We start from the raw sequence: 12,894 nt of genomic DNA, 5'->3' as shown, positions 1-12,894 counted from the left end.
CGGCCGACGCGGCCGCCGCCACCGCGTCGTGCAATGGCGCCAGCGCGCGTCGCATGTCTTCGCGCCCCTCGGGGATCTCGATGGCCAGCGTGCCCTGCCCCGGCGACGGCAGGCTCACCTCGGGTGCCAGCCACTCGCGGATGCGCGACTTCAGGCCGAGCCGGTTGAGACCGGCCACGGCCAGGATGATGGCGGCGTAGTCGCCACGATCGAGCTTGCCCAGGCGGGTGTCGAGATTGCCACGCAGAGGCTTGACCACCAGGTGCGGATAGCGCGCGGCGATCATCGCCTGGCGGCGCAGGCTGCTGGTGCCGACCACCGCCCCGGCCGGCAACTCGGACAACGCGGCATATTGGTTAGAGACGAAAGCGTCGCGCGGGTCTTCGCGCTCCAGCACGGCGGCCAGCTCGAAGCCTTCGGGCAGGTCCATCGGCATGTCCTTGAGGCAGTGCACCGCCAGGTCGGCCCGGCCCTCGGCCATCGCCACTTCGAGTTCCTTGACGAACAACCCCTTGCCGCCGACCTTGGACAGCGTCCGGTCGAGGATCTGGTCGCCGCGGGTGGTGGTACCGAGAATTTCGATGCTGCACTGCGGATATAATTCGAGCAGACGGTCGCGTACATATTCCGCTTGCCACATGGCAAGCCGGCTCTCGCGCGAGACGATGACGATGCTGGAAGGAGGGAATTCTTTCAAGAGGCGCTTTCCGATCCGGTCATGGCACAGGCGGCCGTGAACCATGAAGAAAGCGCGCGACCGGCAATCCCAGACCGAATAATGATTAAAGACAAGGGAAATATGGAGACAAATTCTAGCATGCAGCGTATCGACCGCTGACCCCGAACCGATTTGCAGTGCGATCCGACAGCCCGACTTTCCCCCTCGAAAACCGCAAGACGTTGATCATGGCCACCACAAGACAAACCCGACGCAGCGCCCCCTCTTCCCCGCCCGCCACCGCCGGCGCCTCCGCTTCCCCTTCGGCCAGCGCTGCGGCGCGCAGCGGCCGCAGCACCGACAAGGACGCTCCACTGCGCGAGGATATCCGCCTGCTGGGGCGCCTGCTGGGTGAAGTGGTGCGCGAGCAGGAAGGCGATGTGGTGTTCGAGGTGGTCGAGACGATTCGCCAGACGGCGGTACGTTTTCGCCGCGAGTCCGACGCCCGCGCCGGCGCCGAACTCGACAAGCTGCTCAAGAAGCTGACCCGCGACCAGACCAATTCGGTGGTGCGCGCCTTCTCGTATTTCTCGCACCTGGCCAACATCGCCGAAGACCAGCACCACAACCGACGCCGCCGCGCCCACCTGCTGGCCGGCTCGGCGGCACAACCGGGCAGCGTTGCCTATGCCCTGTCGCGGCTGGACGACGCCGGCCGCTCCGGCGCCCAGGTGCGCGCGCTGCTGGGCAATGCCCTGATTTCGCCGGTGCTGACGGCGCACCCGACCGAAGTGCAGCGCAAGAGCATCCTGGATGCCGAACGCGAGATCGCGCGCCTGGTCGCCGAGCGCGATGGCCCGCACACCCCGCGCGAGCTGCGCCACTACACCGAACTGCTGCGAGCGCGCATCGCTACGCTGTGGCAGACCCGCATGCTGCGCTATACCAAGCTGAGCGTGGCCGACGAGATCGAAAACGCGCTGTCGTACTACCGCATCACCTTCCTGCGCGAGCTGCCGGCGCTGTACGACGATATCGAAGGCGAGATCGACAGCCAGTTCCCGGCGCGCGGCAAGCAGCGGGCGCACCAGGCCGAACTGCCGCCCTTCCTGCAGATGGGCAGCTGGATCGGCGGCGACCGTGACGGCAATCCCAACGTCAATGCATCGACCATGCAGCACGCCTTGAAGCGTCAATCGACCACCATCTTCGACCACTACCTGGAAGAGGTGCATGCGTTGGGCGCAGAACTGTCGATCTCGACCCTGATGGTCGATGCCAGTGCCGAGCTGCTGCAGCTGGCCGATGCCTCCCCGGACCATTCCGAGCACCGCGCCGACGAGCCCTACCGGCGCGCGCTGATCGGCGTCTACGCCCGGCTGGCGGCGACCGCGCGCGGCCTGGGCGTGGTCAACATCCTGCGCCAGGAAGTCGGCAGCGCCACTCCCTACGCCAGCCCCGACGAGTGCCTGGCCGAGCTCGACGTGCTGGTGGCGTCGCTGCGTGCCCATCATGGCGCCGCGCTGGTCAAGCCGCGCCTGGCGGGCTTGCGGCGCGCGGTGGAAATCTTCGGCTTTCACCTGGCCACGCTGGACATGCGCCAGAGTTCGGACGTACACGAACAGGTATTGTCGGAGCTGCTGGCCAAGGCCGAGGTCGAGCCCGACTACGCCGCGCTGGACGAGCAGGCCAAGGTGGCGCTGTTGCTGGCCGAGCTGGCGCGCCCGCGCCTGCTGCACTCGCCCTATGTCGACTACAGCGACCAGACTGTGTCGGAACTGGCGATCCTGCGCAGTGCGCGCGAGATCCGCCGCCGCTACGGCCAACGCGCCATCCGCAACTACATCATCTCGCATACCGAGACCCTCTCCGATCTGCTCGAGGTGCTGCTGCTGCAGAAGGAGACCGGCTTGCTGCAGGTCGAGAACCAGCGCCTGCGCGGGCTCGAACTGATGGTGATCCCCCTGTTCGAGACCATTCCCGACCTGCGCTGCGCGGCCGATATCATGCGCCAGTGGTTGACGCTGCCGCAGGTGGCCCCGCTCATCGAGGGACACGGCAAGCTGCAGGAAGTCATGCTGGGTTACTCCGACTCGAACAAGGACGGCGGCTTTCTGACCTCCAACTGGGAGCTGTACAAGGCCGAGAACCAGCTGGTGGAGCTGTTCGACCAGGCCGGTGTGACGCTGCGCCTGTTCCATGGTCGCGGCGGCACCGTCGGTCGCGGCGGCGGCCCCAGCTACCAGGCGATCCTGGCCCAGCCGGCCGGCACCGTCAACGGCCAGATCCGGCTCACCGAGCAGGGCGAGATCATCGCCTCCAAGTTTTCCAATCCGGAGATCGGGCGGCGCAACCTCGAATTGCTGGTGGCGGCCACCCTGGAGGCCAGCCTGATGCCGCACGCCACCGACGGCAAGCAGGCCAGGAAGCTGGCCGAATTCGAGCGCGTGATGGACGACCTGTCGCAGCGCGCGTATCAAGGCTATCGCAACCTGGTCTACGAGACCCCCGGCTTTACCGATTACTTTTTCGCCGCCACCCCGATTGCCGAGATCGCCCAGCTCAATATCGGTTCGCGTCCGGCCTCGCGTAAGGCGAGCCGCCGTATCGAAGACCTGCGCGCCATTCCCTGGGGCTTCTCCTGGGGCCAGTGCCGCCTGCTGCTGCCGGGCTGGTACGGATTCGGCAGCGCCGTCTCGGGCTGGTTGGCCGAGGCCGGCAATGCCCGCGACAACGCCAAGCGGCTGGCGACGCTGCGCGCCATGTGTCGCGAATGGCCGTTCTTCGCCGCCCTGCTGTCGAACATGGACATGGTGCTGTCCAAGACCGACCTCGCCGTGGCCTCGCGCTACGCCGGGCTGGTGGCCGACCGCAAGCTGCGCAACGCCATCTTCGGGCGCATCGTCGACGAACACGAGCGCACCGGCGCCATGCTCAGCGCCATCACCGGCAACAAGGAACGGCTGGCCGCCAACCCCATGCTGGCGCGCTCGATCAAGAACCGCTTCGCCTACCTCGACCCGCTGAACCACCTGCAGGTCGAACTGATCAAGCGCCACCGGGCCACCATTACCGCGGGACGGGAACCGGAAGAGCGGGTACAGCGCGGCATCCACCTGACCATCAACGGCGTGGCGGCCGGATTGCGCAATACCGGCTGAGATGGAACGCCGCGTCTCAAGATTTCCGATGCCCGGTCGATAACCTGTGGTCAGGGTGGCATTTGATGCTTCGGCAACTGTGTTGTGGCGGGTCGACACCGACTCGCGACGGCATGCGCCGGATCATCTTTTTGCGTTGCAATATGGCAGCGCAGTGCTGCCAGGCCATGGCAATTTTGTAGAATAGGGTCTCATCAGATTTCATTCGCAGTCGTCGCCGGCGCCCCGTTGATCTTGCCAAGGCATCAATGGGGCGCAGTTCGGGGACAGATCGAGAACGACGACGCGACACATCGATACGGGGAAACCAAACACATGCTCGACCGGCGATCATCATTCGTCTCGCTCCTCCTGTGCGGCCTTGCCGCTGTTGCGTTGCGCGCCCACGCCGCGCCCAATTCGGCGCCACCGCCGCCGCTGGTGGCCGAACGGGTGTCGCTCACCAGCACCGATGCCAAGGGCGGCAAGAGCACCGCGCTGTACGGGGTCTGGATCAAGTCCCGCAAGTCGCTGGCCACCGACCGGAAGGCCAAGTCGCCCACCGTGATTGCCATGCACGGCTGCGGCGGCCTGTACAGCATCGTGCGCGATGGCCGCGGCGAATTCACGCCGCGCCACCTGGCCATGGCGCGGGTGCTGACCGACGCCGGCTACAACGTGCTCTTTCCCGATAGCTTCACGCCCCGCGGCCGTCGCTCGACCTGCCAGGACAGCGTGGCCCAACGCGAAGCCAGCGCCATGAACCGTCGCTTCGATGTGCAGGCGGCCCTGCACTGGGTCGGCACCCAACCCGATGTCGACATGTCGCGGGTGGCCTTGTTGGGGTGGTCGCACGGCGCCTCGACGGTGCTGGCGGCGATGAACCTGGCCGAGACCGACGTCGCGGTGCGCAAGATCCAGCCGCGCGCGGCCGTGGCCTTCTATCCCAACTGCCAGCCGTATGCCAAGCCGGGCTCGCCCTTCAAGCCGGCCGCGCCGCTGCTGATCCTGATGGGCGAGAACGACGACTGGACCCCGCCGCAGGCCTGCGAAGCGATCGAAAAGCGCATGCAGGGCAGCGACACCGAGATCGCCTTGCGGCTGTACCCGGACACCTTCCACGACTTCGATGCACCGGGCCTGCCGGTACATGTGCGCATGGACATCGTGGGTGCCGGCAAGCGTGCGGCCGACGGCGTCACCAGCGGCGGCAATCCGGATGCGCGCAGCCAGGCCTATCGTTCGATGCTCAACTTCCTCGAAGTCAAGCTGAAGTAGGCAGCGCCAGCGCGCATGAAAAATGCCGGCCCACTTGCGTGGGACCGGCATTTTTATTGGGCTGCGGGCGGCAGTGGCCAGGTCAGTTGACCAGCTCCTGCATGCCTTCGCTCAACTCGGCCAGCGGTGGCATTTCTTCGGTGAACACGCTCAACTGCAGGCCCAGCCTGGCGGCGACGTCGCCGGGGAAGGTCGACTCGAGCTCGTCGGCCGAATACTTGTTTTCCTCGGCGCGGGCGCGCCAGGCTGCCAGGTGGACGATAGCGGTGACGGTGTCGAACTGGCCTGCCAGCGGCTGCGGGAAGTTCTTGATGACCTCCGAGAAGGCATCCGGGAACCGCCAGCGCTTGGCCAGCTCGGCGCCGACCTCGGAAAAATCGAACCCGAACGACTGCCGTTCTACATCCAGCCGGCGCGGATCCAGGGGACCGGCCAGCTTGTCGACCGCCAGCGCCTGCTCGGGCGCGCCGGCGTGGATCACCAGTTGACCGATGGCGTGCATCAGGCCCACGGTAAAGGCGAAATCGGAATTGACCTTCTGCCGCTTGGCCAGCCACTTGGCCACCACGGCGGTGTCCAGGCTGTAGCGCCAGAACAGCTTGAGGTCGACGCCGGGCAGCTTCTTGAAGCTGCCGGCCATGCCGGTGCTGACCACCAGCGTGCGCACGGTCATGAAGCCGAGCATCATGACCGCGTCTTCGACGGTGCCGATGGTGCGCGAGACATGATAGTAGGACGAATTGGCCAGGCGCAGGATCTTGGCGCTCAGGACCTGGTCTGCCGCCAGTTTCTTGCCGATCTCTTCAATCGAGACCGATTCGTTGTTGAAGCTTTCGATGACTTCCTGCACCACCTTCGGAATGCTGGGCAATGCATTTTGCTGCTCAAACAATGCTTCCAATTTCATGACCTTCTCTCCTGTAAGACGACCCCCGAACATCTTTCCATTCTTGCAGCGCTTGCCACTCGGCCGGCACGTTTGAAGACACCACTGCCGGCACGGTCATTGCGCAACGAGTATAGCTGCACCATTTGCCAATCGAGCAAGCTTTTTTGCGCGCCGCGCAAGGGCGCGAGCAAAAAATGCAACGAACGATTCCATGCGGAAATTTTCAGGAAACCCGCCCTTCCCCGCTCCCGCCGCGCGGGGTCGCGCCAACGCGCATTTTTTGCACCGCACCCAATCCGGAATGCGAAAAAACCGCAAAGCGCAGCATTTCTAGCCGTCTTCACGTGGCCCGACGCGGCCACGCTTGCTATAATCGCCCATTCTCCGACAGTTCCCACTATGACAGACCAATTTGCAAAAAAGAGCGAAGCCTGGTCGGCTCGCTTTTCCGAACCCGTTTCCGATCTCGTCAAGCGCTACACCGCGTCCGTGTTCTTCGACAAGCGCCTGGCGCAGGTCGACATCCAGGGCTCGCTGGCGCACGCCGAGATGCTGGCGCACCAGGGCATCATCAGCGCCGCCGATCACGCCGAGATCAATCGCGGCATGGCCCAGATCAAGGGCGAGATCGATGCCGGTCGCTTCGAATGGCTGCTCGATCTCGAAGACGTCCACCTCAATATCGAAAAGCGCCTGACCGAACTGGTCGGCGACGCCGGCAAGCGGCTGCACACGGGCCGTTCGCGCAACGACCAGGTGGCCACCGATATCCGCCTCTACATGCGCGGCGCGGTCGACGACATCCTGGGCCTGCTGCACGACCTGCGCCACGCGCTGGTCGACCTGGCCGAGCAACACGCCGACACCATCCTGCCCGGCTTCACCCACATGCAGGTGGCCCAGCCGATCACTTTCGGCCACCACGTCCTGGCCTATGTCGAGATGTTCGGTCGCGACGCCGAGCGCATGGCCGATGCCCGCAAGCGGATCAACCGCCTGCCGCTGGGCGCCGCCGCCCTGGCCGGCACCACGTTCCCGATCGACCGCCTGCGCGTGGCCAGGACGCTGGGTTTCGACGATGTCTGCCGCAATTCGCTCGACGCCGTCTCGGACCGCGACTTCGCCATCGAATTCTGCGCCGCCGCCGCGCTGGTGATGACCCATGTCTCGCGCTTGTCCGAAGAACTGGTGATCTGGATGAGCCCGCGGGTGGGTTTCATCGACATCGCCGACCGCTTCTGCACCGGCTCGTCGATCATGCCGCAGAAGAAGAACCCGGACGTGCCCGAACTGGCGCGCGGCAAGACCGGCCGCGTCAACGGCCACCTGATCGCGCTGCTGACCCTGATGAAAGGCCAGCCACTGGCCTACAACAAGGACAACCAGGAAGACAAGGAACCGCTGTTCGACACGGTCGACACGCTCACCGACACGCTGCGCATCTTCGCCGACATGGCACGCGGCATCAGCGTCAAGCCGGACGCCATGCGCGCCGCCGCGCTGCAAGGCTACGCCACCGCCACCGACCTGGCCGACTACCTGGTCAAGAAGGGCCTGCCCTTCCGCGATGCCCACGAGGCCGTCGCGCTGGCCGTGCGCAGTTGCGTCGACCGCGGCTGCGACCTGGCCGAGTTGTCGCTGGACGACTTGCGCGCGTTCTCGAGCCTGATCGGCGATGACGTGTTTGCGGTACTGACCCTCGAAGGTTCGGTGGCCGCCCGCGACCATATCGGCGGCACCGCACCGAACCAGGTGCGCGCCGCCATTGCGCACCTGCGCAATGAACTGGACAAGATCTAAGTAAGCACCACTGCCTGCCGCCCTCGGGTGGCGGATTCGCTTACCGCCGCCGTGCGCCCTACCCGGGTGTGTCGAGGTGGGTTGTAAAGGTCGACACCAGGCGCTATTGGCCTGCGTGCCGACTGGTATCGAAACAGGCCGTACCCCGGCCTTGAACCGGTTCGCATCGGCCGCGGCTCACCCCGCGCCGGCGCGGAGAAGTTCGCAGAGGAAGGTGCGCAAGTCCCGTTACCCGGGCACCCAGGCATCGTCCTCGATGAAGGAATTCCTTTGGAAGGCCCGCACCATGATCGAATGCGGGAAAAGGGAAGGCAATTCCTAAAATATCACACTGAGGAGAGAACTCGATGCAATTCAATACCATGCTCAAGACCCTGCCCGCGCTGCTGCTGGGCGTTACCCTGTCGCACGGCGCACTGGCCGCCGACATCAAGCTGGGCGTTGCCGAAGCGCTGACCGGCCCGGCCGCCAAGTATGGTGTGGCCATCAAGAACGGCTTCACGCTGGCTGCCGAGGAAATCAACGCCAAGGGCGGCGTCAATGGCGACAAGCTGGCACTGGTGGTGGAAGACGAACAAGGCAAGAAGGAAGAAGCCATCAACGTCTTCAAGAAACTGATTTTCCAGGACAAGGTACTGGCCGTGTTCGGCCCTACCCTGTCCAATTCGGCCTTTGCCGCCGACCCGATCGCCAACGCCGCCAAGGTGGTCGCGTTCGGCACCAGCAATACCGCTGACGGCATCACCGCGATGGGCCCGTTCACGTTCCGCAACTCGGTCATGGAAGCCGACGTGCTGCCCGTGACCGTCAAGGCCGCCGTGAAGCACTTCAACATCAAGAAGGTCGCGGTGATCTATGGCAACGACGATGCCTTCACCAAGAGCGGCTACGATGTATTCAAGGCCACGCTGGAACAGCAGAAGATCCCGACCACCACCACCGAGGCCTATGCCAAGGGTGACGTCGACTTCAAGGCCCAGCTGACCAAGATCAAGGCAGGCAACCCCAACGCCATCGTCTGCTCGTGCCTGGCCGAGGAAGCCGCCAACATCATCCTGCAGACCCGTGCCCTGGGCATGAAGCAACCGTTCATCGGCGGCAACGGCCTGAATTCGCCGAAGCTGTTCGAGATCGCCAAGGATGCCGGCGACAACACCCTGATGGGCAGCCCATGGTCGTCCGAGAACCTGACCGCCACCAACAAGGCGTTCATCGCCGCGTTCAAGGCCAAGTTCGGCTCGGAGCCGGACCAGTTCGCGGCACAGGCCTACGATGCGCTGTATATCGTGGCCGAAGCCTTGAAGCACGTGAAGCTGTCGGGCAACCTGGCCAAGGATCGTGACGCGCTGCGCGTGGCATTGCCTGCGGTGAAGATCGAAGGCGCGACCGGCAAGTTCGCCTTCCGTGCGGCGCCGGCAGTGGCCGGCAAGCAGGTCGGTTACGACGCCGACCAGGAAGCCATCGTCAACATCGCCAAGGGCGGCAAGTTCGTCCTGTTGAAGTAAGCGCAAGTGTTGCCGCGCCCACGCCCGGCGTGGGCGCGGCGGACCCAACCATGACCGCCGGCTGCCATCCGGCGAACCAGGACGGAAAGCAAAACAGGCCGGGGAACGGCCGAGACCTTCCGCTGTAACGAGGGAAACAACGCGCGCCCCTCCCATGCGGCGCCACGTCCCATCACCTTTCAGCAAGCCCTATGTTAGAACAACAGCTCATCAACGCCCTCTCGCTGGGCAGCGTGTACGCGCTCTTCGCGCTCGGTTTCACGCTGGTCTTCGGCGTGCTCGGCGTGATCAATCTTTCGCACGGCGCGATCTTCATGCTGGGCAGCTACGCCGCCCTGCTGCTGGTCGAGCAAATGGCGCTGCCCTTGTGGCTGGCGCTGCTACTGGCCATGGTGGCCACGGGCCTGTTGGGCCTGGTCATCGACGTATTGGTGCTGAAGCCCCTGCGTCGTCGCAATGCACCCCACCTGATTCCGATGATCGCCACCATCGGCGTGGCGATCATGATCACCAACATCGCGCAGGGCATCTTCGGCGCCGAGAACAAGCGTTTTCCGGTCGGCACCATCCCCGAGGAAAGCGTCTCGCTGGGTCACCTGCACATCACCGCGGTACAAGTGGCCATCGTGGTCATCGCCTTCGTGCTGATGCTGGTGCTGCTGGCCGTGATGCGCAAGACGCAGCTGGGCCGTGCCCTGCGCGCCATCGCCGAATCGCCCAAGGCGGCCTACCTGCTGGGCATCAACGTCGAAGGACTGTTCCTGCTGACCTCGTTTGCCGCCGCCGCCCTGGGCGGCGCCGCCGGCGTGCTGGTAGGCGTGTCGTTCAACGCCATCTCGCCGTTCATGGGCCAGCCGATGCTGCACAAGGGCATCGCCGTGATCATCCTGGGCGGCATGGGCGATATCCGCGGTGCCATGATCGGCGGCCTGTTCCTCGGCTTTGCCGAGGTGCTGACGGTGGCCTATATCTCGAGCGACTTCCGCGATGCGGTGGCGTTCGGCCTGCTGTTTTTGATCTTGCTGGTCAAGCCGTCCGGCATGTTTGGCAAAGTGCTGGAAAGAAAGGCATAAGACCATGAGTTTCATCGAATGGTGGGATGGCTTCTGGGCCACCTACAACACCGTCATCTTCAGCATCGGCGTCAATGCCATGCTGGCCCTGTCGATCTACGTCACGCTGTCGTGCGGCCTGCTGTCGCTGGCCAACGCGGCCTTCATGGGCATCGGCGCCTACACGGCCTCGCTGCTGACGATGCAGTTCGAGCTGCCCTTCGGGCTGGCGCTGGCCGCCGGCGGCGCCTTGCCGGCGGCAGTGGCGCTGGTGATCGGCATTCCCACGCTGCGCTTGTCCGGGGTCTACCTGGCCATGGCCACGCTGGGCTTTGGCGAAGTGGTGCGCGTGATCGTGCTCAACCTCGACGTCACCGGCGGCCCGATGGGTCTCAATGGCGTGCCGCCCATTACCGAGTGGTGGCACATCGTGCTGCTGCTGGGCGTGACCATCTACTGCCTGGCGCGACTGCGCCGTTCCAAGATCGGCCGTGCCTTCGAGGCGATCAAGGAAGACGAGGTCGCAGCCCGGCTGATGGGGGTCAACGTGGCTGGCTACAAGCTGCTGGCGTTCGTCATCGGCGCGGCCATCGCCGGCGTGGCGGGCGGCCTCAATGCGCACTTCACCTTCACCATCGGCCCTAACAACTACGGCTTCGAGAACGCGGTCGACATCCTGACCATGGCCGTGTTCGGCGGCACCAGCAACCTGATCGGCCCGATGATCGGTTCGACCATCCTGTCGCTGCTGCCGGAAGTGCTGCGTCACTTCAAGGAGTTCCGTCTGGCCATCAACGGCTTGATCCTGATCCTGGTGGTGCTGTACCTGCCCAAGGGCATCTGGGACCCGCGCCGCATCCGTGCCTTCCTGGGCCGCAACAACGCCGACAAGAAGGTGAACTGATGCTCCTCGAACTGAAACAGATCAGCAAGAACTTCGGTGGCCTGCAAGTGTTGCAGGGAGTCGATTTCAATGTGAAGCAAGGCGAGATCTTTGGCCTGATCGGCCCCAACGGCGCCGGCAAGACCACCGTCTTCAACCTCATCACGGGCCTGCTGCGGGCGTCCTCCGGCAGCATCGCCTTCAACGGCGAGGACATCGGCCACGTCGCCCCGCACAAGATCACCGAACGCGGCATCGCCCGCACCTTCCAGAACATCCGCGTGTTCAAGGAAATGAGCCTGCTCGAGAACGTGGTGGTGGGCATGCACGACCATCTCGACTATGGTGTGGCGGGCCTGCTGCTCAACCTGGGCTCGTTCCGCCGGGTCGAGCAACAGGCACGCGAGCGGGCGCTGGAACTGCTGTCGTGGGTGCGCCTGGACCACAAGGCCCACATGCTGGCCGACAGCCTGTCCTACGGCGAGCAGCGCAAGCTGGAATTTGCCCGTGCGCTGGCCACCCGGCCCAAGCTGCTGCTGCTGGACGAACCGGTAGCCGGCATGAACCCGGCCGAGAAGACCGAGTTGATGGCCGAGATCGTCAACATCAAGCAGCGCGGGTTCTCGATCTTCATGATCGAGCACGACATGCGCTTCGTGATGGGCTTGTGCGAGCGCATCGCCGTGCTCAACTTCGGCAGGATCATCGCCGAAGGCACGCCGGACCAGATCAAGAACAACCAGGAAGTGATCGAGGCTTACCTCGGCAAGGAAGAAGCATGAGCCAGACAGGAACCCCGACCCCGATCCTGCAGGTGGAAGACCTGGCCGTGGCCTACGGCCACATCGAGGCCGTCAAGGGCATCAGCCTGTCCCTCAACGAAGGCGAGATCACGGCCCTGGTGGGCGCCAACGGCGCCGGCAAGAGCACCTCGCTGCTGGCCATCTCGGGTCTGGTCAAGGCGCAGCGCGGCCGGGTGCTGCTCGATGGCCGCGATCTGCTGCCGTTATCGCCGCACCGCATCGTCGAGTCTGGCGTGGTGCAGGTGGCGGAGGGCCGCGCCACGCTGACCACGCTCACGGTCGAAGAGAACCTCACGCTGGGCGCCTACACGCGCCGTGACAAGGCCGGTGTGGCACGCGATCTCGACTGGGTGTACTCGCTGTTCCCGGTATTGAAGAACCGCGCGGCCGGGCTGGCAGGCAACCTGTCGGGTGGCGAGCAGCAGATGCTGGCGATTGGCCGGGCGCTGATGGCCAAGCCCCGTGTACTGTTGCTGGACGAACCGTCGATGGGCCTGGCGCCGCTGATCATCCAGGAGATCTTCCGCATCGTGCAAGAGATCAACAAGACCGGCATGACGGTATTGCTGGTGGAGCAGAACGTACGCCAGGCGTTGCGTATTGCACAGCGTGGCTATGTACTCGAAACAGGCAAGATCGTATTGGCTGACAGTGGCGCCAACCTGCTGGGCAACCCGAAGGTGGTCGAGGCTTATTTGGGTGGTTGATCGCCGTGAGGTGGTTGATTGCTGCCTGGCTGGCGTGATCGGCTGTGGGGATTAATTTATTAGTAAATAAATTCAAATAGCTGTTGACCACCTGCATGTTTGCCTTTAATATGCAGCCTCTTTCAAGCACAGCAGCTTCAACGCAGTGTCTGACAAGGCCCACGTGGCGGAATTGGTAG

At 64.5% G+C, this 12,894-nt stretch carries 10 protein-coding genes; 8 read left to right on the top strand and 2 right to left on the bottom strand.

Annotated elements, in window-relative coordinates; all coding sequences use genetic code 11:
• On the bottom strand, positions 1–697 hold a 697-nt coding region (hemC, locus tag PMI40_RS11240; RefSeq protein ID WP_040501929.1), incomplete at its 3' end, for a hydroxymethylbilane synthase.
• Between the two features lie 209 nt (positions 698–906).
• Here hemC and ppc point away from each other — a divergent pair.
• Entirely contained in the window at positions 907–3,819 is a 2,913-nt protein-coding gene (ppc, locus tag PMI40_RS11235; RefSeq protein WP_008115278.1) for a phosphoenolpyruvate carboxylase, read from the top strand.
• 315 nt (positions 3,820–4,134) lie between these two features.
• Positions 4,135–5,076: a dienelactone hydrolase family protein gene (locus PMI40_RS11230; protein WP_008115276.1), complete on the top strand. Its 942-nt coding sequence runs from the start codon at positions 4,135–4,137 to the stop codon at positions 5,074–5,076.
• An 82-nt stretch (positions 5,077–5,158) separates the two neighbouring features.
• Here the strand turns inward: PMI40_RS11230 and PMI40_RS11225 are convergent, their stop codons facing one another.
• Positions 5,159–5,983 carry an HDOD domain-containing protein gene (locus PMI40_RS11225; protein WP_008115275.1) on the bottom strand — a complete coding sequence of 275 codons (825 nt, stop codon included), beginning with the start codon at positions 5,981–5,983 and terminating at the stop codon, positions 5,159–5,161.
• 381 nt (positions 5,984–6,364) lie between these two features.
• Here PMI40_RS11225 and argH point away from each other — a divergent pair, with 381 nt between their 5' ends.
• The 6 genes from argH to PMI40_RS11195 all read left to right on the top strand — a co-directional run bounded on the left by argH (position 6,365) and on the right by PMI40_RS11195 (position 12,715).
• On the top strand, positions 6,365–7,765 hold the full coding sequence (argH, locus tag PMI40_RS11220; protein WP_008115274.1) for an argininosuccinate lyase: 1,401 nt from the start codon (positions 6,365–6,367) through the stop codon (positions 7,763–7,765).
• A gap of 347 nt (positions 7,766–8,112) precedes the next feature.
• Complete coding sequence (locus PMI40_RS11215) at positions 8,113–9,270, top strand: ABC transporter substrate-binding protein (RefSeq protein ID WP_008115273.1); 1,158 nt, start codon at positions 8,113–8,115, stop codon at positions 9,268–9,270.
• Between the two features lie 191 nt (positions 9,271–9,461).
• The gene (locus PMI40_RS11210; protein ID WP_008115272.1) at positions 9,462–10,343 is read left to right on the top strand and encodes a branched-chain amino acid ABC transporter permease; all 882 of its coding nucleotides are present in this window, start codon (positions 9,462–9,464) and stop codon (positions 10,341–10,343) included.
• A 4-nt stretch (positions 10,344–10,347) separates the two neighbouring features.
• Positions 10,348–11,226, top strand: coding sequence for a branched-chain amino acid ABC transporter permease (locus tag PMI40_RS11205; RefSeq protein WP_008115271.1), 879 nt, complete (start codon positions 10,348–10,350; stop codon positions 11,224–11,226).
• Positions 11,226–11,987, top strand: a complete 762-nt coding sequence (locus tag PMI40_RS11200) for an ABC transporter ATP-binding protein (protein ID WP_008115270.1) — start codon at positions 11,226–11,228, stop codon at positions 11,985–11,987. The genes PMI40_RS11205 and PMI40_RS11200 overlap by 1 nt, the downstream gene beginning before the upstream one ends.
• Positions 11,984–12,715 (top strand): ABC transporter ATP-binding protein, encoded by a 732-nt coding sequence (locus PMI40_RS11195; RefSeq protein WP_008115269.1) that lies wholly within the window; start codon positions 11,984–11,986, stop codon positions 12,713–12,715. Before PMI40_RS11200 ends, PMI40_RS11195 begins: the two co-directional genes overlap by 4 nt.
• The last annotated feature ends 179 nt before the right edge of the window (positions 12,716–12,894 follow it).

This window comes from Herbaspirillum sp. YR522 (assembly GCF_000282575.1).
Taxonomy (GTDB): domain Bacteria; phylum Pseudomonadota; class Gammaproteobacteria; order Burkholderiales; family Burkholderiaceae_D; genus Herbaspirillum.
This window is presented reverse-complemented; position numbering and strand designations above follow the sequence as displayed.